The organism is Mesorhizobium sp. M0522 (assembly GCF_040321085.1).
Taxonomy (GTDB): domain Bacteria; phylum Pseudomonadota; class Alphaproteobacteria; order Rhizobiales; family Rhizobiaceae; genus Mesorhizobium.
Genome location: NZ_JAMYQW010000003.1, coordinates 197,975 through 223,999, shown reverse-complemented (window position 1 = coordinate 223,999; position 26,025 = coordinate 197,975). Strand labels below are relative to the sequence as shown.

Here is a 26,025-nt window from a genome sequence, read left to right as displayed (position 1 = left end):
TTCATAGGGGATCTCAATGCCGGAATTGTTCTCGCTCAAGGGCCGTGTCGCATTGGTCACGGGTGCCTCGCGTGGTCTTGGTTTTGCCATGGCCAAGGCACTTGCGGAAAACGGCGCGACGGTGATCGTCAATGCGCGCGACATGGCCGCCCTTTCCGCGGCCGCCGAAAGGATCGGTGCAGAAGCCCTGCCGTTCGATGTCACCGACGCGGCGATCTCAAGGGCGTCGCTCGAAGGAATCGTCGAACGCCACGGCCGCCTCGATATTCTGGTCAACAACGCCGGCATCCAGCATCGGAAACCGCTGGTCGAATGGCAGGACGAGGATTTCAACCATGTGGTTGCCGTCAATCTGTCGGCTTGCTTCCGCATGATGCGCGACGCGGTGCGCCTGATGCTGCCAAACAAGTTCGGGCGCATAATAAACACCGGATCGGTCGCAGCGATCCTTGGCCGTCCCACCATTCACGCCTATGTGGCGGCAAAGGCGGGCCTGCACGGGCTGACACGCTCCACTGCCGCTGAGCTGGGCCGTCACGGCATCACCGTCAACGCGATCGCCCCCGGCTATTTCGCCACCGAGCTCAACACCGCACTTATGCGCGACGAGGCCTTCACCAAATGGGTCGAGGCACGAACCCCCGCGGGCCGCTGGGCCCAGCCTGAGGAGCTCGGCGGAGCCGTGGTGTTTCTCGCCTCCGACGCTGCCGCTTACGTCAACGGGCACGTGCTGGCGGTTGACGGCGGGCTATCGGTTTCCCTGTGATTTCAACCGGCGACACCGTGCCGGCAGGGCGTGCCTGCTAGCCGCCTGAAATGACGACTTGCTGCATGCGCTGCTGGCCCGGTCCCCTGCACGGACGCCGACGCCACACGATTGGATGGCGCGCCGTATTGCAGCCGCCGACTTTCGATTCGCAACGGGTTATTTCGACGTCCGGCGGCATCGATGCTTGATGCCGCCAATATTTCATTCCACACACCGGTCACAATGAGAGACGACATAAGGGATCAGCGCCGGGTATTCGGGTGGGCCTTGCCTGCCTCCGCGGTCGTGCATTTGCTCGCCGCCGCGCTTCTTTTGTCCGCACTGCCGCTGTCGCCCCCGCAGCCGCAGAAGGAGCAGCCCATCGCAGTGGATATTGTGCCGCCCCCTAAACCGCCGGAAAAAACCAAACCTCCGTCCCCCGCTGAACCGCCCAAGCCGGAAAAGCAGCCGGAAGCCAAGGTCGAGACGCCGACGAGCCGTGAGGTCGCCGCGCAGAGAGCTGTCTTCGAATTCGGTGAGAAGGACGCCGGTCCTCGCAAGTCTCTGGACGGCAACAGTGCGGAGGATGGTTCGGAACAACCGCCAGCGCCGCAAGATCCCAATAAACAGGACCTTGCACAGGCGCCGGACGTGACCGCGGTCGGCGGCAAAGTCTCGGCTCCGCCGCCTGGCGTATCCGCGCCGCCTAAGCCCAAGCCAGCGAACGTCGCCAAGGAGCAAAAACCCTTGAAGCTTCAGCAAGCCAAGACGTTGTTCTCGGAAGCAGCAACCGGTGATCCGATAGCGACAAGCGCAATGGGTAATATACCCCGCCCCGTGCGGATCGGTCAGCTCTGCCTCACGGAATTGCGCGAACAGTTGCGCCGCGCCTCGCCCCCCTATTTTCCCGACCTCTTGCGTTCATTCAGGCTGAAGGAAGGCACTATCATGCAAGTTCCCAGGACCGCCTTCCGTGCCAACGGGCAGTGGTACGATTTGAGCTATCGTTGCGAGGTCGATCCGGACGCGACGAAAGTCATTTCCTTCGCCTTCCGTGTCGGAGATCCGGTGCCGCGCAGCGAATGGAAGCGCCGCGGGTTGCCCGCCGAATAGGTGGTCGAGGCCACGGAGGCTGGCTGGCCGGCGCCATCAAATCCGGCCGGCGATGTCTTCGCGCGCTCCGGGCTGCCGAACCAACACGCGCCAAAAGTGGCTTTCGTCAGCGGCTGCCGAAGTCTAGCATACGGCTTTGGGAGGAGGCTTCGATGACTTCAAGTTTCAACGTTCACCATGCTGCCGGCTATGAGCAGCTCATGGGCCGCTGGAGCCAAAAGCTCGCGCCGCTGTTCATCGGCTTCGCGGGCCTCAAGGACGGCGAAAAGATCCTCGACGTCGGATGCGGCACCGGCAGTCTGACCTTCGCGCTCGTCAAGGCCGCTGACCTCGGTGAGGTCGCGGCGATCGACTTTTCGGCCGTTTTCGTCGAGGAGGCAATCCGGCGCAACACCGATCCGCGGATAAAAATCCGTCAGGCGGATGCCTGCGCCCTGCCCTTTGAGGATGGCGCGTTCGACCGTGCCCTAGCCCTGCTCGTGCTCCATTTCGTGCCGGAAGCCGGCAAGGCAGTCGCCGAGATGCGCCGCGTCGTGCGGCCGGGCGGCGTCGTCGCGGCGACGGTATGGGACCATCTCGGCGGCATGCCGGGGATGCGCATGATGATCGACACGGTGGCGGTGCTCAGTGAAGGCGGACGCCAGCTGCGTGCCCGCTATTGCACGCAGCCGATGATGCAGCCGGGTGAAATGAAACGGACCTTTGTCGAACAGGGTCTCCGCGACGTTACGGAAACCCAGTTGATGATCCGCATGGACTACCAAAATTTCGATGATTACTGGGCGCCGATTGCCGCCGGCGAAGGGCCGCTCGGTAAGTATGTGGCCACGCTCGACCCGGAAGAGCGGGCGCGCACCGACGCCGCCATGCGCGACGCCTATGAGGCCGGCCGGCCCGACGGCCCGAGGTCCTTTGCCAATGTCGCCTGGGCCTGCCGCGGCGTCGTTGCCTGACCTTGGCGCTAATGCATGCCGCGCAAAAAGCGCGTCGCATGAGGCCGATCGAACGCGACGCGCTTTAGCCGATCCCGTAGACCAGCCCGACGCGGCCGTCCGAAAGCTGCTCGACCTTGCGCAGTTCGAGCCCACGACGATTCTTCGCCGTTCCAAACAGCGCCTTTCCGTCACCGGCGAGCAGCGGATAGACGATCAGCCTGAGTTCATCGACCAGCCCGGCATCGATAAGGCTCGCGGTAATTCGGGCGCCGCCCATAAGGTAGATGTCCTTGCCGGGCTGCTGTTTCAGCGCAGCGATATCCTCGAAATTCCGCACGAAGCGCGTCTTTGGCCAGGCCGCCGAAGTCATTGTGTTCGACAGCACATAATGCGGCGTCTGCGCGGCGAAGCGGGCCCATTCGAGCTCGGCCGGCTTCGGCAATTTGCCGGTCATCGGCAGCGGCTTGTCGGGCTCGTTCTGGATGGCGCTCCAGTAGCGCTCGTAGCCGGCATACATGACGCTGCCAAGCAGGCAAGCGTCGATTTGCGGCGTCAGGCCGTATTCGTCCGACCACGCGTCGACCCAATCGGCATAACCCTCGGGCCCCTCCATCTTGCCGTCGATGGAAATCTTCATTCCAGCGATCAATTTGCGCATGACTTCCTCCATCAGGCTTGCGGGATGCAAGCACGTTTCATCGTTTCAGCGTTGCTTCGTGTTGCTGGCGGCGACCTCAGGGATGGCCGCCGCGAGTTACATCAGGCCGGCAGGCGGCGGTCGTATTCTTCCCGCAGGCGGCTCCAGCCGTCCCAGAACGAGGTCGGCGTCTTGCCCGCCAGGCGGGCGGCCAGCAGGTCGAGGTGTATGTGCCAGCCGGCCGTGATGTTGAGCTGGATTGCACGTTCCGGCAGGCGGCGATGAACGACGGTGAGCAGCACATCGCTACCCTTCGCCTCCAGCAAGAAGGAGACGCCGCCGGTGTTTCCCCAGGTGATGGAAAGCTTGCGCGGCGGATCGAGTTCGGTGATCCGGCCCTCCATCCGATGCTCTTCGGGAAAGCCCGCGGGTCGCTGGCCAGGCGGGTCCGTCAGCTCGTCGTTACGCCAGACCAACTCGAACGAGCTGCCGGCCTTCATTTCCATCTGGCCCGCGGCCATCCATTGCCGGCGCAAGTCACTCTCGGTGAGATAGGCCCAGACGCGCTCGATGGGGCCGGGCAAGAGGCGCTGGATGGTGAACGTGGCGGGCTCGCTCAGCTCGCCATAGGCGTCGATGGTTCTCATCTGGTTCATTGCTCGTCTCCTTCTTTCGGGTTGGGCGATTTCCTGGACTCATCCTGGGCTTTGCGTGCGTCCTCTTCGCGAAGAAGGCGTTCGAGAACATCGAGACGACCGGTCCAGAAGCGCTCGTAGAAGCTGAGCCACTGATGGGCGCTGGCCAGCGGTCCAGGGGCTAGTCGGCACAGATGCGTGCGGCCCCTCACCTCTCGACGAATAAGCCCTGCGTTCTCCAGCGCCTTGATGTGCTTGGAGGCCGCCGCGAGCGACATCGCGAAGGGTTCCGCCAGCTGGCTTACCGTTTTCTCGCCATCAGCGAGATCGCGAAGCATGTGCCGCCGGGTGGCGTCGCCAAGGGCGTGAAAAACCGCATCCATCTTGGGTGTCTCTAATTCAACCATGTAGTTGACTATAGACGCACGCTTTGAGATAGTAAACCGTTTGGTTGAATAATTTATGTGAAGCGCCGCGGGGCCGTTTGCGCCATCGAGCGTGTCGACGTGACGGGAGATACGGACGCGCCCCGCGACAGTAAGGGCGAGGCCCCTATTTGCCGTTGAAGAAACTGTGGATCGCGGCTTCCAGCTTTTCGATAAGCTGAGGGTTGTGGCAGCTGCCAGCCCAGATCAGGGCGTTTAGCCTCATCTCTTTGTTGATAAAGCTCACTTTCCCAGAATCCAACAGGTATTCCGCGATCTCGTAGTGCCGCCCCTTGATAGCCTCGATGAGCGCGTTGTTTCTCCCCGTCTTGTCGGTCAAATTTACTTCCGCGCCATTCTCCACGAGCAACTTGACGACTTCGAGATGCCCGTTCTTCGCCGCCTCGATAAGAGCCGTTCTGCCGTAGTAGTCAGCTCGCGCGTTGATCTCTATTTGGGGGTGTCTCACGAGGACTGAGATACACGCGTAATGTCCCTTGGCCGACGCAAGGCTCAAGGGCGTGCTCTTCCACTTGTTTCTGGAATTCACGTCGATTTCCGGGTCTTCGATCAGCGCCTCCACCACAGCTGTGCGGCCATTGAGGGCTGAAAGGTGAAGTGCAGACCAGCCGCCGTCGTCCGACTGATTGATGTCGGCGCCAGCCGCCAATTCCGATCGAACCGCCTCCGCATCGCCTTGTTCTGCCGCGACCAGCAGGGGCGACCAGTCTCTTGCCCCTTCGGCTTCCAAGCTGTTGGTCAACGCAGTCGCCTCCTCGGATAGTCCACAGAATACCACAGAATCCGCGATAGTGGGGTCGTCCTGTATAGAGTTCCCTGGAGTCCGTGGGTCACAGAGAGCTGTCGGCCCGAAGCGGAGGATCAGCGCTTCACGTCCGTCTCCTCACATTCTCCTGATATCGACTGGCTTTGGCGGCCATTCAGACTAGATAGAGCCTGCGCCGGGCGGAGCGATGCAGAAGGACCTGAACATGCCTGAACAGATTACCCTGAATAGACCTGAACAAATCAGATTGAACGACGGCTCCGCCATTCCGCAAATCGGCCTCGGCGTGTGGCAGGTCGATCCAGCCATCACCGCCAAGGTGGTGCGCTGGGGGATCGAGGCCGGCTACAGGCTGATCGACACCGCCGAAGGCTATCAGAACGAGGAAGGTGTCGGGCAGGCGATCCGCTCGGCCGGCGTGCCGAGAAGCGAGTTGTTCATCACCTCGAAACTGCGCAACGGCGCACATCAGCGCGACGCCGCCTTGCGCGCCTTCGACGAGACGATGAGCAAGCTCGGCATCGAACAGATCGACCTGTTCCTGATCCACTGGCCGGTGCCCAGCCAGGACAGATATGTCGAGGCCTGGAAGACGCTGATCGAACTCAGGCAATCAGGCCGGATCAAGTCGATCGGCGTTTCGAACTTCAACCAGGACCACCTCGAACGGATCATCGGCGAGACCGGCGTCACGCCGACCGTCAACCAGATCGAGCTCCACCCCCGCTTCCAGCAGCGTGACAAACGTGAATTCCACGACAGGCACAACATCCGCATTGAGAGCTGGAGCCCGCTGGGCAGCGGCCGGCTGTTGAGCGATCCGACGCTTGAAAGCATCGCCAGGAAACACGGCAAGTCGGTGGCGCAGACGATCGTCAGGTGGCACCTTCAGGAAGGGCTGATCGTCATTCCAAAGTCGATCCACCAGGACCGCATCGCCGCCAATTTCGATGTCTTCGATTTCGAGTTGGAAGCGAAGGACCTCGAGCTTATCCGGGGCATGGATTCGTCCGACGGCCGCACCGGCCCGAACCCCGCCACGGCCGCATTCCTGTTCTAACGAGGCGGGCCAACCGGGACGTTGGCATTCCTTCACACCCCCCTCTGTCCTGCCGGACATCTCCCCCTCAAGGGGGAGATCGGCAGCTTCAATAGCTGCGCCCTTCTTGCAGCGTCGGAGATTAGCGAAGGCCGCGATGAGGGCCAATCTCCCCCCTTGAGGGGGAGATGGCCGGCAGGCCAGAGGGGGTGCTGTCCCGCCAGCGATCAAAACTATCCTTCCCGCTAGCCTCATATCCCGGAGCCATCCACCAGCGGCACATCTTCGCCCTCCCAGGGGCTCGGCATCGATCCCTTGCTGAGATTGGCCGACGGCAGCGGCATCCAGCACTTCAGTTCGGGTTCGGCATATTCGACGATGCGTCCTGGAGACGAGTCGGAGGCGCGCCAGCCTTCGCTGCCGAACTGATCGGCGCGGGCCCAGTAAGCCATGTCGACCTCGGCCGGACCCTGTTCGGACGGCCGAACCGTGACAAGGATTCTGCTGCCGTCCCTTGGCGCGCTCGACATGTGGCGCCACTGACCGGGCTCGTCCATTGCATTTCCTCCTGCGATCTTCGCCTCGAACGGATAGTCGCTTCGCGTTCGGAAGCGGTCAACCCGAACTTTTTTGCCTGAGACAAAACCCCTGTCCCGTCGTCGCGGAACAAGTCATGGCACGCCGGGTTTGGGCAAGTTGTTGAAGGAGGCAAAATGAGACCAGCGCCGCGACCGATCCTTACCATTATTGCATGGCAGGCCGCGTCTTTCGTTCGCAACCCGGTCCGGTCGCAATGAGGCAGGCCGGTTCCGATCATTCCATCCCACCGAAGGAGGGCAAAGGCGGCATAGGACGAGCGCTCGGCCTCGGACTGATAACAGGGGCGGCCGACGACGATTGTTCCGCAATAGGCACCTATGCCAGTGCCGGCGCCCGTTTCGGACCCGACCTGCTCTGGACGGCTCCGGTGACGTTGCCGATGATGTACGCGGTCGTCTACCTGTCGTCGAAGCTCGGCCAGGTGTCGGGGCGCGGATTGTTCCACGTCATCAAGGACTTCTACCCGCGGTGGCTGCTCTGGTCGGTGCTGTTGGGTGTGCTCGTCGGCAACACCATCGAGGCAGCGGCAGATCTTGGTGGAATGGCGGCGGCGATCAACATATTCGTGCCGCTTCCCATTCCGCTGATCGTGCTGTTCGTCGCCGCCCTCATCTTCGCCCTCCAGGTCTTCGGCTCCTATACTTTGATCCGCAACATCTTTCGCTGGCTGGCGCTGGCGCTGCTCGCTTATGTCGGTGCCGCCATTCTGGCCAAGCCGGATGCCGCGGCGGTGCTGCGCGGAACGCTGCTTCCCAGGATCGAATTCAACCGGGAGTTCCTGTCGATCCTGGTCGCCATCATCGGTACGACGCTGTCCGCCTATCTCTATACGTGGCAGTCCAATGAGGAGGTCGAGGAGGAGATTGCCCAAGGGCGAACGACGCTCAGGCAAAGGAAGGGCGCCACCGCCGGCGAACTCCGCCGCTCGCGCCGGGACATCCTCATAGGCATGACGTTTTCAAATCTCATCATGTATTTCATCATCCTGTCGACGGGTGCTACGCTCTACAAGGCGGGCCATCACGATATCGACACGGCCGCGCAAGCCGCGGAGGCGCTGCGCCCACTCGCCGGCCAGGCCGCAAGCGTTCTGTTCGCCGCAGGCGTGATCGGCGTCGGTTTCCTAGCGGTTCCTGTCATGACGACCGGCGCTGCCTATGATGTGGCACAAGCCATCGGCTGGAAAAACAGCCTGCACGCCCGGGCTCGAGAGGCGCCCAAATTTTATCTCGCCATCGGATTTTTTACGGCGATCGCCGCCGGCCTCAACTTCCTCGGCTTCAATCCGATGAAGGCGCTGGTCTGGTCCGGCATCGTTCAGGGCTTCTCGACGCCGCCCTTGCTGCTGCTCATCATGCTGATGACTAACAGCCGCAGGATCATGGGCGAGCAGGTGAACAGCCGCAGCACCAACATACTCGGTTGGGCAACGACCGCCGCTATCTTCTCGGCGACGATCGGCCTAGTGGCCACCTGGTTCATGTAAATCCGGCAGGACAAGGGACGCCGCTAGTTGGATTACCCGTTCCCGCTTGCGGATTGCCCCAGCTTTGCCGGCCTTGGAAACTCCACAACATCTCCCACCGGCCGCTTGTATTGCGCTGCGACAATTGCATCGATCAGGAGATCCAGAGCCGCACGAGCCGTGCGGCTCGTCTCGTCCTCGCCGCTCAAATAGTGGCAGGCTCGTTCAAGGTGCAGGTGTGCGGCGGCAAAATCGCTTGTCATAGGCATCTCCCTGTTGCCCGCCCGCCGGCAAGATGACCGCCTCGATTTAGCCAAAAGCAAATATCCACAGCCGGATTTGAATCAAATTGACCTGATTCACCGCAGCCCTAGGGACAAGGTGCTGCCAGGCCTTTGCGTCGCTGGTCGATGCGCTGCGCCGGTGCAGTACGCCGCATTGAATGAACCAATTGCGGGCGATGTGCCGCAAACTCCGTTCGCCCAATGCGCTACCTTTGAAATTTTCTCGCTCTTTTAATTCTACAAACTCTCTAGACTTAAAATAGATCGCTAGACCCAAGATCTTGAAATAGAGCGCTTGAGAGGGAGCCAGGAATGTCGAAAAAGCTCGTGGTGGGGCTGTCGGGCAATTTGACCCGGCCATCGAAGACCAAGGCGTTCGTCAGCCACATTGTCGGGCAGGCCGCCGAAAGCATCGGCGCGGCCTCGGCCGTCTTCGACATCGAGGATCTCGGCGCGTCCCTGCCGCAGGCAAGGCGCCTCGGCGATCTCGACCCGGCGGCGCGCAACATCGTCGAACGGCTGCTGGGCGCCGACATCCTGGTGGCCGGCTCGCCGACTTTCAAAGGCAGCTATACCGGGCTTTTCAAGCATTTCTTCGACCTGCTCGATCCGTCATCGCTGAGGGGCAAGCCCGTCATCCTCGCCGCGACCGGCGGCGGCGAGCGCCATTCGCTGATCGTCGAGCACCAGTTGCGGCCGCTGTTCGGCTTCTTCGAGGCGCTGACCGTGCCGACCGCGATCTACGCCTCCGACAAGGATTTTGCCAATGGCGTGCTGGTGTCGGAAGCCATCCACGCCCGCGCCCGGCAGGCGGTCGCCGAGGCATGCCGTGTAACCGGGGTGCCCTACGGCGTCGGCCTTGCCGCCTGAACGCACCACTGACCCGAGATCCCCTTTCCGATCCGTCCAGGAGCACGCCGCGATGACCAGATCCACCAAATCCAGGCAAATCAAACTGGGCGCTTTCCTGCCCGGCGGCGGACAGCATATCGCCGCCTGGCGCCACCCCGAGGCGCCGGCCGACGGCGCCACCAATTTCGAGTTCCACAAGCAGCTCGCCCTGACCGCCGAGCGCGGCCTGTTCGATGCCTATTTCCTCGCCGACAATCTGACGGTGGGGCTCGGCGCCCGCGAAGGCGGCAATGCCAAGATCGCCGGCTTCGAGCCGGTGACGCTGTTTGCAGCGCTGGCGCCGCTCACCACGCATCTCGGCTTCATCGCTACCGCCTCGACCACCTACGAGGAGCCCTACACGCTCGCCCGCAAATTCGCCTCGCTCGATCATCTGTCGAATGGCCGCGCCGGCTGGAACGTCGTCACCTCGGCCGGCGACGAAACCGCGCGCAACTTCAATCGCGAGACGCAGCCTGCCCACGCCGAGCGCTATGCCCGCGCGCATGAGCATGTCGAGACGGTCAAGGCGCTGTGGGACAGCTGGGAGGACGATGCCTTCATCCGCGACAAGAAATCGGGGCGCTTCTACGACAAGGACAAGCTCCACGACATCGACCACAAGGGCGCGCATTTCAGCGTGAAAGGGCCGCTCAACGTGCCGCGCCCGGTGCAGGGGCACCCGGTCGTGGTGCAGGCGGGGCAATCGGAAGACGGTCGCAAGCTCGCCGCCCACTCGGCGGAAGTCATCTTCACCGCCCATCAGAACCTGGCGTCGGCGCAGGAATTCTATCGCGATATCAAGGCGCGCGTGACGGCCGTCGGCCGCGATCCCGAGCAGGTGCTGATCATGCCGGGCGTGGCACCCTTCGTCGGCCGCACCGAAGAAGAAGCGCGCGCCAAGTACCAGCAGCTGAACGATCTCATCCTGCCCGAAGACGGCGTCGCCCTGCTCAACGGGCTGGCCGGCCAGACGCTCGACATCACCGGCTATCCGCTCGATGGACCGCTGCCGCCGAGCAAGGAGACCGAAGGCATGAAGAGCCGCCAAGCGCTGATCCGCCAGATTGCCGACGAGCACAACTTCACCATCCGACAGCTCTACCAATGGGTGGCAACGGCCCGCGGCCATTATACCGTCATCGGCAGCGCCACGCAGGTCGCCGATCGGCTGGAGGAATGGTTCGGCGACGAAGCCGCCGACGGCTTCAACATCCTGCCGCCCTGGCTGCCCGGCGGGCTCGACGACTTCGTCGAGCTGGTGATCCCCGAACTGCAGCGCCGAGGCCTGTTCCGCACCGCCTATGAAGGCAGGACCCTGCGCGAGAACCTCGGCCTCAGGCGGCCGGAAAACCCCTGGACCGCCGCCCGCTCGGCGGTGCTGGCCGCCGAATAATCCCGAGAAGCCCACTACCCTCGAAGCGAGAGGCAAGACGATGACCTTGCAGCACATCGAACAGGCCGCCAGCCTCGGCACGCGTGACAGCACGACGAGCCTCGGCACCGACTTCCTGCGCCTCGGTGGCCGGGCGGGCATCCGCTTCCTGTCACGCTACGGCGTCCTCATCGCTTTCCTCGCAATCTGGCAAGTGTCGAGCAGCGCCGGCTGGGTCAACGCGGCCGTGCTGCCGCCGATCGACATGATTGTCGCAGCACTTTGGAAGGGGCTGGCCGGCGGCACTCTGCTCGGCGACATCGCCATCAGCCTGCAGCGCGCCGGTCTCGCTTTCGCGGCCGCCGTGCTGGTCGCCATCCCGCTTGGCCTGTTCATGGGCCAGGTGCGCGCCGTCGAGACCGCTCTCGATCCCATCCTGCAGGTCTTCCGCCAGACCTCGGCGCTGGCGCTCTATCCGGTGTTCATCCTGCTGCTTGGGCTCGGCGAAGCCTCCAAGGTGTTCGTCATCTTCTGGGCGACGCTGTTCCCGCTGCTGCTCAACACCATCGGCGGCGTCAAGCAGGTCGATCCGAAACTGCTGGAGATGGCCCGCGTCTATGGCGCCGGGCAGCTCACCGTCTTCCGTCGCGTCGTGCTGCCCGGCGCCGTGCCGTCGATCTTCGTCGGACTGAGGCTCAGCGCCACCACGGCGCTGCTCCTTTTGATCGCCTCCGAAATGATCGGCGCCAACAAGGGCATCGGCTTCCAGGTGATGAACGCGCAGTACAACTTCCAGATCCCGCTGATGTTTGCGGCAATCGTCATCCTCGCCGGCCTCGGCCTGATCGCCAACCAGGCGCTGGTCAGCCTGCAGCGCCGGCTCTGCCGCTGGAGCAATGCCGTCGACTGACCACCCGCCCTTACCAATCTCAACCAGGCCAGAACTCAAATCAAGAAAGACCCGGACCATGAAAATCACCCGCCGTTCCCTGCTTGCCGGCGCGCCCTTCGCCGCCGGCCTTCTCGCCGCCGGCCTGCCGCGCTTCGCCTTTGCCGAAGCGGCACCAGTGAAGTTCCGCTCCCTCGCCAGCCGTGGCAGCATCTCTCCGCATGAGTTGGCCGGCGAGCTCGGCTATTTCAAAGGCCTCGGTATCGAGGTCGAGAATGTCGGCTATTCCGGCGGCGGCCCGGAATCATTGTTTGCGCTCGCCTCCGGCAGCGTCGATATCGGCTCGGCTGCAACCGCAGCCGTGATCAACTCGATCTCCGGCGGCAACGACTTCGTCGCCGTCTATGCGAGCAACGGCATCAACAGCAAGGTGCGCAGCGTCTTCTACGTGCTCGACGACAGCCCGATCAAATCGATCGCCGACATTGCCGGCAAGACAATCGCCGTCAACACGCTCGGCGCCCATCTCGACTACACCGTGCGCGAGGCGCTGCACAGCGTCGGCCTGTCGCCGGATGCCGCCAATCTCGTCGTCGTGCCCGGACCGCAGCTCGAGCAGACCTTGCGCTCCCGCCAGGTCGACATCGCGGCGCTCGGCTACTGGCAGGCGACGTTTGCCGGGGCGCTGGTCGACAATGGCGGCGTGCGTGGCGTGTTCAACGACACCGACGTGCTGGGTGAGCTGGCCGGCGGCTTCGTCGTGCTCAGGCGCGACTTCATCGCCGCGCATCCCGACGCCGCCCGCAATTTCGTCGAACAATCCGCCCGTGCCTCCGACTGGTCGCTGCAGAACCCCGACGAAGCGCGCAAGGTGCTCGCCACCATCCTCGACAAGCGCGGCGAAAACGGCGAGCTGGCGCGTTATTGGACCGGCTTCGGCCTGCGCCAGGGCGCCAAGGCGACGGACCGCGACATCGACTTCTGGGTCAGCGTGCTCGAGCGCGACGGCCGCCTGCCAAAGGGTAAGCTGAAGGCAACAGACATCCTCTACCGGCCCGGCGAAACCAAGACCAACTGACAAAAGCAACCGACCAACCAGTTGGGAGACGAGCGCGATGAGCAGCACAAGCGGCGGTCAGGTCAGCATACGCGACCTGTCCAAATCGTTCAGCATCGGCGGGCGCTCGCTCGCCGTGTTGAGGACCCTCAACCTCGACATCCGCTCGGGCGAATGCCTTGTCATCGTCGGCGCCAGCGGATCGGGCAAGACCACGCTGCTGCGCATCCTAGCCGGGCTGGAGGCCGCCGACAGCGGCGGCGTCGCCATCAACGGCAAGCCGGTGCACGGCGTCGGCGCCGAGCGCGCGGTGATCTTCCAGGAACCGCGCCTGCTGCCCTGGCTGACCGTGCTCGGCAATGTCGCCTTCGGCCTCGAAGTGCGCGGCGTGCCGAAGGCCGAGGCCGAGAAACGGGCGCGCTTCTATATCGCGCTCGTCGGCCTCGCCGAATTCAGCGATGCGTTTCCCCGGCAGCTATCGGGCGGCATGGCGCAGCGCGTCGGCATCGCCCGCGCGCTGACCGTGCAGCCCGAAATCCTGCTGCTCGACGAGCCGCTGGGCGCGCTCGACGCGATGACCAAGATCGGCATGCAGGAGGAACTGGCGCGCATCTGGAGCGAGGAGAACGTCACCATGGTGATGGTGACGCACGACCTAGAGGAAGCGATCTACCTTGCCGACCGGGTGCTGATCCTGCCCAAGGAGAAAGGCGGCGCGGCGCGGCTGATCGACATCGACCTGCCCCGCCCGCGCGAGCGCAGCGAAAGCCGCTTCGTGCGCTACCGCGAAGAATTGCTGCGCGAATTCGGCCTGCACTGAAAGCCGCCTAAGATCCCCGCCCCGCGCTTTCCTGGAACCGGATTCCCCACCCCCGCATTTCCTTAACCGGGAGGCGAAGGAGCGCGGCATGAAAGCCTTGTTCGCAATCTTTGGCGGCTTCGTGCTGACGCTTGCCGTATTCGCCAGCGGCCTCGCCTTCGCCACCTGGCTTCTAATAGCCAAGCCGGTACGGCCGGCCGCCCCGGTCTCCAGCGTCGCCGAACTGTGGACCAGGGACCCGCGACCGGTGAACCCGGCCTCGCAGCGCCTCGAGCGCCTCCCGGCCCGCCCGGTCCCCGTTCGCACCTCGGAAGTCGATCGCACCTCGAAACCCGCCGATGCCCCAGCGTCGACAACCGACATCACCGCGACCGGCTCTACCCAGCCACCAGCGGAAGAGCAGCAGACGCTACCCGCCGCCCACGTGGAATGGTGCGCCAGCCGCTACCGCTCCTACAGGCCGGACGACAACCACTACACATCTTACAGCGGACAACAGCGCCCCTGCATCTCGCCCTATCTCGGCGCCGCCGATGACGGCAGCTATTTCGAGGCGAGCGATACGTCGTCGGTGGAGGGCTACCCGCCATCGGATGAACCCGGCGCCGCCGAGCTCTCATCCGATCACGTGCAATACTGCTTCAGCCGCTACCGGTCATATCGACCGGAGGACAACAGCTATCAGCCGTATTCCGGGGGGCCGCGCAGGCAGTGCGAGTAGGCAGGCCGGGGGTTGCTGGCGGCCGCAGTGCATGGCGCCTTGTGCGACCCCACCCAACGATCACGCAGATTTCTTGGATCGTTCGGGTTGGCGCGGCGTTCATCCGATACCCAAAGGAGAAATCAACATGGGCGACGACCGGGAAGACAAGATTCGTGAGCGCGCATACCAGATCTGGGAACGCGAAGGCGGGATCCATGGCGATCCCGAGCGGCACTGGCACCAGGCCGAGGCCGAGATCGACAGGGAGGCAGCCCTGCCGCTGACGGCAGGCGATGCTTTGCCGGAAACCCGCGAGGTCGCGAGCTCCGACGTTTTGACGGTGGAGGCCCTGGCGATACGCACCGGCATATCGGGCGAACAGGCGCAGGAGCTGATCGACAGGCTGGGCAACGACCGGGCGGCGATCGAGCAAGCCGCGCGCAACCTCAAGGGGAAGCAGCAACTCGGGGAGTGACAGATGATCAGAAAACTCAAAGACGGAAAATACCGCCTCTATTCGCGCAAGAAGGACGAAAAGACCGGCAAGCGCCGCAATCTCGGCACCTTCGATACCCGCGAGGCCGCCGAAAAGCACGAACGCGAGGTGCAGTATTTCAAGAGGCATTGAGGGGAGTGCTGTCGCTTCCCAGGCAGCCGCGCCGGAGGGCAGCCTCCTGGCGGCTGTCCAGCGTCACGATGTGGTCCTTGGCGGTGCCTCCAGCGTTCCTGTTGAAATTGAACAAAACGGGAACAAAAATGTCAAGAGCGAATTGACTCTGCGAGGAATGCCTTCCTATTTGTCAGTAGGCGGGGCGGTTGCTCACAAATCGAGGAGAGCCGCGATGGGCAGACGAAAAAGCCGGTTTGACAGGCTGTCGGCGAGGGATGCGGAGGCGATCATCAGGGACGCTTTGAGCCTGCGCAAGACGGTGCTGTCGTCGCAGCTGCATCTGAAGGCGCATGGCGAGCTGTTCTGGCAGCTTTGCGGGCTTCTCGAGAAATTGCACGGGGTGCTGGCCAGCGTCGCGGAGAAGGAGCCTGATTACCGGATGGCGGAGCTTGGCCTGCTTCCGCTGCCCGAGGATTACTCGACCCGGAAATGAGCCATGGCCGGGCCGATGGACAGCGTTGGGCGTGCCGCCAAGGCCAACATGCTGCTCATCGTGGAGTGCGGCCATTGCTACCATGTCGGACGGTTCAGGGCGAATGACGTGGCCCAGGTGGTGGGCTGGAACAAGCCGCTGGAAGCGATCAGGTTCAGGTGCAAGCGATGCAGCCGCAAGGACACGACGGTGAAGACGCAGTTCATCGACCAGGATCATCCGCCAAAGGGCTACATCTGGGTGCTGCAGAAGTTCAAGCGCTAAAATAATGAGCCTTGCACCGGCGCCTGTTGCGGAAACTTGATCTGCGTCGCCGGCTTGTCGACGATCACCAGCGCATCATCGGGCGCCGTGCGCTGCAGATGCCTTGCCTTGGACCATGGCGCCGTCAGCCAGGTCTCGGTTTCTTCCGGCGTGGCCAGGATCACCGGCATTGCCTTTTCGTGGATCGGCGCGACCGGCGCGTTGGGCTGGGTCGTCATGAAGCCATAGACCTGGTGATCGGCAGGGCGGTCCTTGACCTTGCGAAGGCCATGCCAGCGCGTCCACAGGCCGGCAAAGAAGAATAGCGGGCGGTCCTCGCCGAGTGCAAACCAGTAGTTGCGCTGAATGCCGGTCTCGGGGTCCTTGTCGCCGGGCGTCGGGCTGGGCTCGGCGAAGCTGGTGACGGGCACCACGCAGCGGTTCTCGATGCCGAGATATTGCTGCCAGTGGCCGTATTGCGGATTGCGGATATTAGTGGTGCCGTAGTCGGCCTTGCCCTTGACCCGCTCCAGTGGCGTCGGCATGCCCCACAGCAGATTGGCCAATTCGCGTTCGCCGTCCGGCGCGTTGCGCACCACCGGGCCGGGCTGGTTGGGATAGATGTCGATGGAGGGTTCGAGATTGCCGAGGATGTCGCGCAAGGCGCGGGTCCACTGGCGGATAGCCTCCTGGCTGGTCGTGATGTTGTAGAGATTGCACATTTTCAGGCCGTTCCCGGATGCTCAGGCATCTTGTTGGAAACGGCCTGGAATTTCCAGCGCTGTCCGTTGGGTTGCTGACACGGCAGGCCGTGTCAGCAATGGCTTTGTGAGACCTACCGCGCCGATTGTCTCATAGCTTGTGCGGCTACCGCCGCGAGAAAAGCCCTCGCCGCGGCATCGCAGGCCGCTCGAGACGGGCCTTTGGCGAAAAGAAGAAGCTCGGCGGCTCGAATGTTGAGCCCGTGCTTCCTTGCGAATGTGGCTAGATCGTAAGGCTTGTTGTCGTAAGGTTCGTCGTAGTCGATCGTCAGATCGTAGTTTTCTTTCATTTTCTTCCTCCCGTTAGCGATCTCCCCCCTCCTGTCGCTAACGCAAAATTAACGTCGATGGCGGCGGGCGAGTCCACCAATCAGAGATTGTGTAAAAAACGTACGAGCTCGCATGCTCGCCCTCGCAACGGGCCTGCGAGCAATCGCCGCCGACCGGACCGGTCGAAAGAGCCGATTATGATGGCAATGTTGGAAAGGCTGCCACGGCCTGGTGCTACGAGGTGTCCGCGACGCCTAGCGTGCCTAAATGGCCGGCATTTTCATCTTCCAGGCCCCGGTCCGCAGCCGGCCTCTTTGGGTCCGGCTAAAGGATAAATCCGGCTAATAACACCGTAAGGAGCAGCGACAGCGGAACGGCCGCAAGACACCAGATCTCCAACGTGTTGTTTTGCAGCGGGTCCATCATCAGCCTCACTTTTTGGTTTGTCATTGTGACACTAACGGTTGGTCGGAGGTAGCGGTTCCAAGCGACGCCGTTCATAGAGCGCTGCGTGTGCTGCATATTAGCAACAGCTTGACGACCGCTGAGCCCGTACCGCTTGGACAACTTCACTGGCGCCGGTGGATGCGTATTCCGCAGGAATGCAAGCGCCCCTCGGCATCAGTCGTGCGGGGATCGATCGCCGCCCATCATCAGCGCCGAGCCGGTCATGCCCCGGAACCCAATGGCTGCATCTATCTCCGGCCGAAGTTTCGCTACCACCGAGCCGATCCGATGTTCACTCCAGCCAGCGATGCGCGTTTACAGGGACCTAAGTCTGACCTGCCTGCGCAATGGTCTTGTGTACGGCCGGCGTCGGGAACAACTGCGCCCGTCTTCAGTTGATGGCGTCACCTCCTCGAGGAGACATCGGCGCAGAATCAGTCCCTTCATGCGCTGATTAGGGTCCGCCGCCATTGCTGGATTTGGCAGGCGGACCCTTGGTTCTGTACGCTCCAGATGAAAAGCGGGTAAGCTCGGGATCACTCATCATCCCAGAAATCCCGTAGAGACGTATGGCGGAGGTCTTCCTCGCCCCTGAGATGCTTGACCTGGCTTGACATCCGAGACGACCTCCCAGCGCGCGCACGCAGCGGGGTCGCCCTCAGCCTTCCAGCGCCTCGTGCTGGTAAAGCTCGTCCATGCTGAGCGTCGCAAGCGCGGCGAACGGCGCCTGCTTTTTCACGCGGCCGTGGCTCAGGATCACGACGTCGTCGCAGAACGAAATGGTGCTGCGATGATGGCTGATGACGATGGTGGTGCGGCGGCCGGCGCGCGACTTCAGCGTCTCGACGATTGCCGCCTCCGACAGGCCGTCCACCGCATTGGTGGCTTCGTCCAGGATGAGGATATCGGGATCGCGCACCAGCGCTCTGGCCAGCGCGATCCGCTGTCGCTGTCCCGCTGAAAGATTGACGCCGCGGTAGCCGACGACCGTCCGGTAGCCTTGCGGCAGTTGCTCGATGAAGTCATGGGCTTCGGCCAGCCTTGCGGCGCGCTCGGCGTCGTCGGCCGAGGCCGCGTCCTGGCCGTAGATGATGTTGTCGAAAATCGTGCCGTCGACCAGCTCCAGCTCCTGGCTGGCGAGCGCGATGTGCTTTCGCCATTGGCTGGGGTCGATGCGGTCCAGAGGCGATCCATCAACGAGGATCCTGCCGCTATCCGGTTCGACGAAGCGGCACAAAAGATTGACGATCGTAGTCTTGCCGGCGCCCGAGCGGCCGATCAGCGCGGTCGAGCGGCCGCTGCGGATGTCGAAGCTCGCCGCATGCAGCACCACCGCGCGCTGTTCCGAACCAGAATAGGTAAAGGTGACGTCCTCGAATTTGATGCCTTGGCTGAGCCCAGGGAACGCTGCGCTGCCTTGCGGCGGCGCGGGCTTGCCGGATGGGTCCAGCATCCACGTCACCTCTTCAAGCGATCCGCTCAGGCCCTGCAGCTGGCTCCAGGCCATTTGCAGCGACCGCATATAGGGCTGCAGCCTGTAGAGCAGGATGACGAAGGCGACGATCAGCGGGAAGGAAACATTGGCGAACCAGGCGCCGATCACCACCGCCAGGAACAGCATGGCGTGCAGAACCTCGGTCAGCGGCGGCAAAGCTCCCTGACGCGTCAAAAGCACGAACGCCGCCCGGCGCACCGCATCCGATGCCTGGTCGAATGCCGCCTTCTCGCGTTGCTCCTGGCCGAAGATGCGGATCAGCCGCCCGGCATGCACCAGATGCAGCATCTGCGATGCGAGCTGGCTGTTGCGGGAGGCGACGCTGCGGCTCGGCGCCTTCAGATTGGCCGACAGCACGGCGTGCGCGACCTGGACCAGCGCCAGGCCCAGCGTCACCAGCAGCGTCATCTGCCACGACAGGAGCAGCAGGAAGGTCAGGAGGATGATTGCGGCCGATGCGTTGACGATTGCCCCCAGCGTGATCTGGATGGCATCCGAGGCCCGCCAGGATTCGTTGGAGATGATGTTGAGCAGCCGTCCCGGGCTTTGCTGCAGGAAGAACGGATAGCCTACCCTAAGCAGCTGCTCCGACAGCGCGCTGCGGATCGAATGACTGGCCTTGCCATAGATGAAGGTGGTCAGCAGCGTATTGGCGTAGGCGAACAGGTTCTTCAGCACGATCGAGCCGAGGATGGCGACCGATATGACGATCAGCCGGTCGCGCTCGCTCAGGCTCGATCCGACATGCTGGAAGACGGCGGAGAAGCCGGCCATGCCGGTCTGCCCTTGCCCCATGATTATGTTCAGCAACGGAATGATCAGGCCGATGCCGAAGCCTTCAAGCGCGGCGCTGAGCAGCCCGAGCACCACCACGGCAGGAAGCAGGCGCAACTGCTTTCTTCCGAGCGCGCGGCGCAGCATCGGCAGGCTGGGCGGCATCAATCGCATGGTGGCGGATCACCTCGCCTCGGCATTTGCCTGTTGCTCCTGTCGCATCTGCGCCGGCTGCGGCGATTTCGCCAGCAAAAGCACCGCGAATTTGGCTGCGCCGAGCAAATTCATGCCGACGATCGGCCAGTGCGACAGCTTGAGTTCACGGTCGAACAGAGGGCCTTTCACCAGTTCGCGCAAGGCCGCCCTCATCGACCAGTAGCAATGCCGAAGCAGCCACGGCGCGTGGCGGATATGTTTCAGGCAAAGCCCGCCATTGCCCATGCTGTAGTCGCGGTGCAGCTTTTCGATGGCCTTGCGGTCGCGCCGGCCGTGATGGTGATAGATAGTCATGTCGGGCACATATTCGACCGGAATCCCAAGCAGCACCGCCCGCACCAGATAGTCCGTATCCTCGGCGGAGCGCAGCGGGCCGCCGGCGCCGAACCGTTCGTCGAAACGGCCGATGCGGGCGGCAACATCGCGGTGCATCGTCATGTTGCAGCCAAGCACGAAGCCGCCGGGATGGACATCCGGCGTAAGCCGCGCGCGCACCGGCGACCGCTTGATGGTGAACGGCAGGTCGCGAGGATCGCCGATCTCGACGCGGCCACCGCGGATGACCCGTTCGCCGGCCGCATAGTGCCGCTGCAGATCGCGCAGATAATCCTTGTGGACAGCGCAATCATCGTCGACGAAGACCAGCACGCGTCCCCGCGCCCGCTCCAGCCCCGCGTTGCGCGCGGCCGCCAATCCGGGTCGCGGCTCGCAAATGGCCGTGAACGGGATGTCCGACAGTTCGGCTATGCCGGCCAGCCGTTTGGCCGTGCTGTCGGTCGAGCCATTGTCGACAACCACCAGTTCGGCAGAGAAGGCAGCGTAGGCGCGGCACGCGGCCTGGATCGACTTTATGCAAGGCTCGAGCACGTTGACGCGGTCGCGTGTGCAGACAATGAAGCTGACCTCCGGTGCCGGCCCGTGCTGCGGCCGGGGCGACATGGCCGCCGGCACCGTCGAGCGGCCGCGCTGCTGGAGCTGATGGGATTTGACGAACATGCGCTGCTAGCTCAACTGGTTCGAAGGCAAAACCGCCGCGGCCGGCACGGACTGCAGATACCGCGACAAGGCATCCACCTGCCTGGTGACCGACATCGAGGCGAGACTGAAGCGCGGCGCGAAGGCACCGGTGCGAAACACGTACTGCTCGCGCCGCCGGATGAGTTTCCATTTCGCCGTCCGCGTCAGGAATTCGTGCATCAGCTGCGGCTGCCTTTCCCCCGATATCAGCTGGTAGAGGAAATAGAACAGGTTCAGCGTGCCAGCCTGGTAGCTCGGCCTCGTCTCGGCCGGCAGCGCGGCAATCCTTTCTTCAAGCGCAAGGATCCATTCGGCGGCACGGCGAACCGTGTCCATCGACGGGACTTCACCGATGCCGCGGAGGTCCTGCGTCTCTTGTACGAGCCCTTCGCGCTCGAGGTTCTCGGCGACGATCTTCAAATGCGTCCTGCGCATTTCGCGCTTGTGCCTGTTGGTCACGCTGTCGTCATGGATACGATAGGCGATCAGGCTTTCGGGGATCATGGCCGCCGGGTAGCGGTCGGTCAGCCGCCTGAACAGGTCGAAATCCTCGGCATGCTTGTAGCTGGTATCGTAATATAGAACATCTTCTTCTATGACATTCCTGTTGTATACCACGGTGGAATGCATGAAGATCGTGAAGAACATCGACAATATACGCAGCGGATTGTCCTGGAATATCGGATCGGGCGAACCCCTGACGACGCGGTTGCCGAGCAAGGTATCGAAACCCGCGCCGCATAGAGCGAGGTCAGGCTGCTGGTTGAACAGCGCGACCTGCCGCGACAGGCGCTGGGGATAGGCGATGTCGTCGGCGTCCATCCTGGCGACCAGATCGCCGCGCGCCACGGCCAGGCCTTCGTTCAAAGTTGCGATCAGGCCACGGTTTTCGCGTGAGATGATCGAGATGCGGCTGTCGGCCTGGCGGTATTTCTGCAGGATCTGCAGCGAGTTGTCGGTCGAGCCGTCATCGATGGCGATGACCTCCAGACGATCGTAATCCTGCCGCAGGATGCTGCCCAGCGCAGCGGCGAGATAAGGTCCCGCATTGTAGATCGGCAGCAGAACTGACACCAAGGGAGCAGCCATGATCAGCTCCGATCGGTTCGTCGCAGCTTGCGTGGCAACGGTGAAGTGCCACCATCAAGCGGCCTGCCCAGATATGCTCCCGCCGCGAGCCATCCGGCATTGCCCACGTCAATGCCTGCCGGGATGGCGCCGCGGCCTTTTCGAGCAACATAGGGGAAGTGGCGCTTGAGGCTGTTGAGCGGCTTCTCGAAAAGCAGCCACGAGACCGAAGCCAGCATGAGCGTTGCCGTTCCCGCCACCAGAAACCGCCCGGGCCCTTGCTCCGAGACGTTGAGCGGGATCCACGGCTGCGATTTGACGACCAGCGCCAGCACTATGGGATGGTAGAGATAGACGCCGTAGCTGATGCGGCCAAGGCCAAGCAGCGGCGGCAGTTCGAGAAGTTTTCCGATATAGCCGCCAACCCCTGTCGAACAGCTTGCAACGATGACCACCAGCGGTACGAGAGGCAGGATCTGCAACAGCAGCCAGAGGCCCCATTCCTGCACCGGATTTGCCGGCGCCGGCGCAAACCACTGCAGAACGAAAAACGCCGCCGCGAGCCCCGGCCAGCCATTTCGAAGCCATTGCGGCAAGCCGGCTGTTCTTGACCGGTAGGCGGCAAGCAGCGCGCCTGACGCCAATGCGTCCATCGACGCCGGCGGCAGCAGGTCGCGTGCCAAACCCGGCGTTCCAGCGATCGGCCAATAAAACCGATAGGCCAGCGACAGCACGATAACGCCGATGCAGATCGATTCCAGGCGCCGGCGCGGCGCCAGCAGGACGATCAGCGGCCAGACGATATAGAACTGCTCCTCGATGCTCAGGCTCCAGAAATGGCAGAGCAGCCAGGGCGTCCATTCATTCTGCGCCGCGTACCAGAAATTCGACAGATAGAACGCATGCCAGACCAGTGATCCTCTAGACTGCTCCAGGTCCACCAACCAGACGAAACCCAGCACGGCGAAATAGGGCGGGAATATCCGCAGCGCCCGCCTGATATAGAAGGATCTCAGCGCCGGTCCGGCTTCGAATTCGGCGGCCGAGCGGGCTTCGAGCAGCAGGCGGGTGATCAGAAAGCCGCTCAGCACGAAGAACAGACGCACGCCGATATGGCCCCAGAACGAGGACCCTCCAGCCGCGAAGAAATGGGAGTACAGCACCATCGTCACGGCGATGGCCCTCAGCGCGTCCAATTGGGTGTCGCGCGCATTTCCCATTAGTGACGTACGCCGGCGGGACGGCGAAACTGCCAATCGGTCAATATAGCGGCTTCGTTCACGGCGCATTCCAATCGGAAGCGCCCCCCTTGCGCAGAATAGGACCACCATTGTGCAACGCAACACAAAAAGTTGACACATTTGAAACAGGAACGTGAGGCACGGCTAATAAAAGCCAAAAACAGCAGGAACCAGCCCGAATTGTCCATTTTTGACGATTTTCTCGCACTCCCTTGGCCCGCCGATATCGGCGGCAGGGTGCTGCGATGCAGCATGTTCGCCGCCATCACGGGCGCGCAAGATCTGGGTCTGGACACAGATGCCCCCCACAGGACCGGCCGGCAACCGACGCTCGGCGACCTTTTTGCTGCGCTGGCGCGGCCTGCTGTTAACGCGACAACAGTGGGAGCAAGCGCAAGCTTCCCGCCTCCGAGTTACGCCTCCTTGCTGGCATTCGCGAGCACCACTGCGCGACGCTCCGGGAGCCCCAATCCGACGAGCGCGCCGGCGAGCGAGAGCAGAGCGGAGACGTCGATTGCCGAGGTGAAGCCATCGCTGAACGCGTCGGTGGACGAGAAGCTTCCAGTGCCGGCGAACACCGCACCGGCGATCGCGATCCCGGATACGCCACCGAGGAAGCGGAATGTGTTGAACGTGCCGGCAGCCTTGCCGACCTCCGGCCGGGCGACCGCATTGAGAACCGCGTTCTGCGCGGCAGGCATGGCCATCGACACGCCGGCACCGGTAATGATCAGCGGGGCGACTAGCTGGATATAGGGCAGATCAGGTGCTGCGATCTGCGCCAGCCAGGCCATTCCAGCCGCTTGCAGGATCAATCCGGCCACGACAAGCCAGCGCTCGCCAACGCGGTTGATCAGGCTGCCGGCGATCGGTGCGACCACGAAAAGCGTGGCGGTCCAAGGCAGCAATCCCATGCCGGCGCCGAGCGGCCCACGGCTCTGGGCAAACTGCAGAAACTGCGGCAACAGGAACACGAGCCCGTACATGGCGGCGCAGAGCAGGAAGTTCGCCCCTACGCCCGAGGAGAATGCGCGCGCCTGAAAGAACCGCAAAGGCAGCATGGGCTCAAGGGTACGCAGCTGCCAAAGGACGAATGCGATGGCCAGAAGCAGCCCGGCCGTCAGCGCCGACAGCACTTCAGCGCTGCTCCAGCCCACAATGTTGCCGCGCATCAGACCCCAGACCACTCCAAATGCCGCCGCAGTTACCAGGACGACGCCGAGGACATCGATTGCCGTGCCCGGCCCGTAACTCTCCGGAATCCGACGCATCACCAGCGGGATGAGAACGATGCCGACCGGAACATTGAGCCAGAATATCCAGTGCCAGGAGAGGCCTTCGGAAATCGCACCGCCCGCCATCGGGCCGATGATCAGGGCCAGGCCGGTGATGCTGCTGAAGATACCCAGCGCCTTGCCTCGCTCCTCCGGGGGAAAAGCGACGCTCAGCAGCGCCATCGCCAGCGGCATGACCATTGCGGCACCTGCGCCCTGGACCGCACGCGCCGCAATCAGCAATCCGGCATTGCCAGCGAGCGCGCAGGCAACCGACGCTGCGACGAACAACGCCAATCCGGCAACGAGCGTACGGCGGCGGCCGAACCGGTCACCGAGCGCAGCCCCGGTCATGAGCAGGACGGCAAAACTCAAATTATAGGCGTTCATCGTCCATTGCAGCGTCTCCAGCGAGGCATCGAGCTCGACCCGCATCGTGCTCAATGCCGTCGCCACAACCATCGCATCGAGAACGACCATCAAGGAGCCTATCGACGTGAGGGCGAGAACCCAGACCTTCGTTGATCCCGCACTTTGCTTGCTCATGACTATGGCGCCTCCGGCTTGAACAGAGGGCCCGCCAGGTCGCGGGCCCACGATCCAGAGACGCGGAAGCACCACCAAAGGATTCCAGCCAAAGAAAGTTTTTTCGACCGAATCCTTTTGCCATCGTCGAGCGTCTATAGGACGCTGCGCCCGATGGCGGGCGCCTCTGCCTGGGAGATACGCATGAAATCGACCCTTGTGCGATGACCGGATCCGCAACCGGCACCCCAGAAGGACGGGAGCCATTTGACCGGCTGCTCGGCGAATTGCGGCCGAAACTGCACCGCTATTGTGCCCGCATGACCGGTTCGGTGATCGATGCCGAGGATGTCGTCCAGGAAGCTACGGTCAAGGCGCTCGAGGCGTTCCCCGGGACCGGGCCGATAGCCAATGTCGAGGGCTGGCTGTTTCGCATCGCGCACAATGCCGCGCTCGACCACCTACGCCGTCGTGCCAGGTTGGATGCCGCGCATGTCGTTGAGGATATCGATATGATCCCTGACCCCGGTATGTCGGCCGAGGGTCGACACACTGCAGCCGCAAGCCTGCAGACTTTCATGCGCCTGCCCGCGGCGCAGCGTAGCAGCGTCATCCTCATGGATGTGCTCGGCTATACGATCGAAGAGATCGGCAACATTATCGACAGCAGCGTTCCGGCGGTGAAAGCCGCACTGCATCGCGGCCGTTTGCGCCTGCGCCAGGTCGCCGGCGAGCCTCACGATCGGCCTGTGCCGGTGTTGGCCGAGGCCGAACGGGCGCGTCTGGCAGCCTATGTAGAGCGGTTCAACGCCCGCGACTTCGATGCGATCCGCGACATGCTGGCCGAGGACGTCCGGCTTGACCTCGTCAACCGGCTCCGGGCGAGTGGCCGCACGAAAGTGGGCCGGTACTTCCATAATTACGCGGGTATCCACGATTGGCGGCTGCTTCCAGGCCTGGTGGATCGGCAGCCAGCCATTCTGGTGATCGATCCGGACGACTCGGCCAGAGGGCTAAAATATTTCATCCTGCTGGAATGGGCCGGCGACAGACTGGCGAGAATTCGCGATTTCCGCTATGCGCGCTACACGCTTGATGGCGCCGAGGTGGTGCCTCTGCTTGCATAGCAATTCGCGTTTCATAATGCCGAACACTGCCAGCTATTTTTGGATCGCGGCCGCTTGCCAT

Annotated in this window: 29 protein-coding genes; 16 read left to right on the top strand and 13 right to left on the bottom strand. The window is 63.0% G+C overall.

Features of this window, described 5'->3' with window-relative positions:
• Positions 1-16 precede the first annotated feature (16 nt).
• The 3 genes from NKI58_RS05955 to NKI58_RS05945 all read left to right on the top strand — a co-directional run bounded on the left by NKI58_RS05955 (position 17) and on the right by NKI58_RS05945 (position 2,814).
• On the top strand, positions 17-766 hold the full coding sequence (locus tag NKI58_RS05955; RefSeq protein WP_352451446.1) for a glucose 1-dehydrogenase: 750 nt from the start codon (positions 17-19) through the stop codon (positions 764-766).
• A gap of 183 nt (positions 767-949) precedes the next feature.
• Positions 950-1,861 (top strand): DUF930 domain-containing protein, encoded by a 912-nt coding sequence (locus NKI58_RS05950; protein ID WP_352587114.1) that lies wholly within the window; start codon positions 950-952, stop codon positions 1,859-1,861.
• 152 nt (positions 1,862-2,013) lie between these two features.
• Positions 2,014-2,814: a class I SAM-dependent methyltransferase gene (locus NKI58_RS05945; RefSeq protein ID WP_023677312.1), complete on the top strand. Its 801-nt coding sequence runs from the start codon at positions 2,014-2,016 to the stop codon at positions 2,812-2,814.
• Between the two features lie 64 nt (positions 2,815-2,878).
• Here NKI58_RS05945 and NKI58_RS05940 read toward each other — a convergent pair whose 3' ends face one another.
• From NKI58_RS05940 to NKI58_RS05925, 4 genes are all read right to left on the bottom strand, one after another.
• Entirely contained in the window at positions 2,879-3,454 is a 576-nt protein-coding gene (locus tag NKI58_RS05940) for a dihydrofolate reductase family protein (protein WP_031211957.1), read from the bottom strand.
• 101 nt (positions 3,455-3,555) lie between these two features.
• Positions 3,556-4,089, bottom strand: a complete 534-nt coding sequence (locus NKI58_RS05935; RefSeq protein ID WP_023677310.1) for an SRPBCC family protein — start codon at positions 4,087-4,089, stop codon at positions 3,556-3,558.
• Positions 4,086-4,475, bottom strand: coding sequence for an ArsR/SmtB family transcription factor (locus NKI58_RS05930; RefSeq protein WP_352458214.1), 390 nt, complete (start codon positions 4,473-4,475; stop codon positions 4,086-4,088). Before NKI58_RS05930 ends, NKI58_RS05935 begins: the two co-directional genes overlap by 4 nt.
• A gap of 145 nt (positions 4,476-4,620) precedes the next feature.
• Positions 4,621-5,256 carry an ankyrin repeat domain-containing protein gene (locus tag NKI58_RS05925; protein WP_352784432.1) on the bottom strand — a complete coding sequence of 212 codons (636 nt, stop codon included), beginning with the start codon at positions 5,254-5,256 and terminating at the stop codon, positions 4,621-4,623.
• 229 nt (positions 5,257-5,485) lie between these two features.
• On the opposite strand from NKI58_RS05925, the gene NKI58_RS05920 reads away from it, so the two are divergent.
• On the top strand, positions 5,486-6,340 hold the full coding sequence (locus NKI58_RS05920) for an aldo/keto reductase (RefSeq protein ID WP_352784430.1): 855 nt from the start codon (positions 5,486-5,488) through the stop codon (positions 6,338-6,340).
• A gap of 230 nt (positions 6,341-6,570) precedes the next feature.
• On the opposite strand, the gene NKI58_RS05915 is transcribed toward NKI58_RS05920, so the two are convergent.
• Positions 6,571-6,876 carry a hypothetical protein gene (locus tag NKI58_RS05915; protein WP_023677305.1) on the bottom strand — a complete coding sequence of 102 codons (306 nt, stop codon included), beginning with the start codon at positions 6,874-6,876 and terminating at the stop codon, positions 6,571-6,573.
• 236 nt (positions 6,877-7,112) lie between these two features.
• Between NKI58_RS05915 and NKI58_RS05910 the strand changes: the two genes are divergently transcribed.
• A complete protein-coding gene (locus NKI58_RS05910) occupies positions 7,113-8,405 on the top strand; it encodes an Nramp family divalent metal transporter (protein WP_031211955.1) in 1,293 nt (430 codons plus the stop codon).
• 32 nt (positions 8,406-8,437) lie between these two features.
• On the opposite strand, the gene NKI58_RS05905 is transcribed toward NKI58_RS05910, so the two are convergent.
• Entirely contained in the window at positions 8,438-8,647 is a 210-nt protein-coding gene (locus NKI58_RS05905; protein WP_352782893.1) for a hypothetical protein, read from the bottom strand.
• Positions 8,648-8,980: 333 nt separating this feature from the next.
• On the opposite strand from NKI58_RS05905, the gene msuE reads away from it, so the two are divergent.
• The 10 genes from msuE to NKI58_RS05855 all read left to right on the top strand — a co-directional run bounded on the left by msuE (position 8,981) and on the right by NKI58_RS05855 (position 15,770).
• Complete coding sequence (gene msuE / locus NKI58_RS05900) at positions 8,981-9,538, top strand: FMN reductase (protein ID WP_023677302.1); 558 nt, start codon at positions 8,981-8,983, stop codon at positions 9,536-9,538.
• A 52-nt stretch (positions 9,539-9,590) separates the two neighbouring features.
• Positions 9,591-10,955, top strand: coding sequence for an LLM class flavin-dependent oxidoreductase (locus NKI58_RS05895; protein ID WP_352784428.1), 1,365 nt, complete (start codon positions 9,591-9,593; stop codon positions 10,953-10,955).
• A gap of 40 nt (positions 10,956-10,995) precedes the next feature.
• Positions 10,996-11,844, top strand: a complete 849-nt coding sequence (locus NKI58_RS05890; RefSeq protein ID WP_352784426.1) for an ABC transporter permease — start codon at positions 10,996-10,998, stop codon at positions 11,842-11,844.
• A 58-nt stretch (positions 11,845-11,902) separates the two neighbouring features.
• Positions 11,903-12,901 carry an ABC transporter substrate-binding protein gene (locus NKI58_RS05885; RefSeq protein ID WP_352784423.1) on the top strand — a complete coding sequence of 333 codons (999 nt, stop codon included), beginning with the start codon at positions 11,903-11,905 and terminating at the stop codon, positions 12,899-12,901.
• A 37-nt stretch (positions 12,902-12,938) separates the two neighbouring features.
• Positions 12,939-13,700, top strand: a complete 762-nt coding sequence (locus NKI58_RS05880) for an ABC transporter ATP-binding protein (RefSeq protein WP_352784421.1) — start codon at positions 12,939-12,941, stop codon at positions 13,698-13,700.
• 88 nt (positions 13,701-13,788) lie between these two features.
• Positions 13,789-14,421, top strand: a complete 633-nt coding sequence (locus tag NKI58_RS05875; protein ID WP_352578492.1) for a BA14K family protein — start codon at positions 13,789-13,791, stop codon at positions 14,419-14,421.
• A 127-nt stretch (positions 14,422-14,548) separates the two neighbouring features.
• A complete protein-coding gene (locus NKI58_RS05870; protein ID WP_352645513.1) occupies positions 14,549-14,878 on the top strand; it encodes a DUF2934 domain-containing protein in 330 nt (109 codons plus the stop codon).
• Between the two features lie 3 nt (positions 14,879-14,881).
• Positions 14,882-15,031, top strand: coding sequence for a hypothetical protein (locus tag NKI58_RS05865; protein WP_023677295.1), 150 nt, complete (start codon positions 14,882-14,884; stop codon positions 15,029-15,031).
• 214 nt (positions 15,032-15,245) lie between these two features.
• Entirely contained in the window at positions 15,246-15,506 is a 261-nt protein-coding gene (locus NKI58_RS05860) for a hypothetical protein (RefSeq protein WP_352569131.1), read from the top strand.
• Between the two features lie 3 nt (positions 15,507-15,509).
• Positions 15,510-15,770: a hypothetical protein gene (locus NKI58_RS05855; RefSeq protein ID WP_023677293.1), complete on the top strand. Its 261-nt coding sequence runs from the start codon at positions 15,510-15,512 to the stop codon at positions 15,768-15,770.
• Here the strand turns inward: NKI58_RS05855 and NKI58_RS05850 are convergent.
• The 7 genes from NKI58_RS05850 to NKI58_RS05820 form a co-directional block, all read right to left on the bottom strand.
• On the bottom strand, positions 15,767-16,471 hold the full coding sequence (locus tag NKI58_RS05850; protein ID WP_352853092.1) for an SOS response-associated peptidase: 705 nt from the start codon (positions 16,469-16,471) through the stop codon (positions 15,767-15,769). The two genes, NKI58_RS05855 and NKI58_RS05850, sit on opposite strands and share 4 nt — an antisense overlap.
• 113 nt (positions 16,472-16,584) lie before the next feature.
• Positions 16,585-16,800, bottom strand: coding sequence for a hypothetical protein (locus NKI58_RS05845; RefSeq protein ID WP_023677289.1), 216 nt, complete (start codon positions 16,798-16,800; stop codon positions 16,585-16,587).
• Between the two features lie 1,085 nt (positions 16,801-17,885).
• Positions 17,886-19,670: an ABC transporter ATP-binding protein gene (locus tag NKI58_RS05840; RefSeq protein WP_352784415.1), complete on the bottom strand. Its 1,785-nt coding sequence runs from the start codon at positions 19,668-19,670 to the stop codon at positions 17,886-17,888.
• Positions 19,671-19,679: 9 nt separating this feature from the next.
• Positions 19,680-20,708 carry a glycosyltransferase family 2 protein gene (locus tag NKI58_RS05835; RefSeq protein ID WP_502896901.1) on the bottom strand — a complete coding sequence of 343 codons (1,029 nt, stop codon included), beginning with the start codon at positions 20,706-20,708 and terminating at the stop codon, positions 19,680-19,682.
• A 6-nt stretch (positions 20,709-20,714) separates the two neighbouring features.
• Positions 20,715-21,818 carry a glycosyltransferase family 2 protein gene (locus tag NKI58_RS05830; protein WP_352645517.1) on the bottom strand — a complete coding sequence of 368 codons (1,104 nt, stop codon included), beginning with the start codon at positions 21,816-21,818 and terminating at the stop codon, positions 20,715-20,717.
• A gap of 2 nt (positions 21,819-21,820) precedes the next feature.
• Positions 21,821-23,017: an acyltransferase family protein gene (locus tag NKI58_RS05825; protein ID WP_023677284.1), complete on the bottom strand. Its 1,197-nt coding sequence runs from the start codon at positions 23,015-23,017 to the stop codon at positions 21,821-21,823.
• A gap of 434 nt (positions 23,018-23,451) precedes the next feature.
• Complete coding sequence (locus NKI58_RS05820) at positions 23,452-24,858, bottom strand: DHA2 family efflux MFS transporter permease subunit (protein WP_352784408.1); 1,407 nt, start codon at positions 24,856-24,858, stop codon at positions 23,452-23,454.
• 203 nt (positions 24,859-25,061) lie between these two features.
• Here NKI58_RS05820 and NKI58_RS05815 point away from each other — a divergent pair, with 203 nt between their 5' ends.
• Positions 25,062-25,964: a sigma-70 family RNA polymerase sigma factor gene (locus tag NKI58_RS05815; RefSeq protein ID WP_352569125.1), complete on the top strand. Its 903-nt coding sequence runs from the start codon at positions 25,062-25,064 to the stop codon at positions 25,962-25,964.
• Positions 25,965-26,025 lie beyond the last annotated feature (61 nt).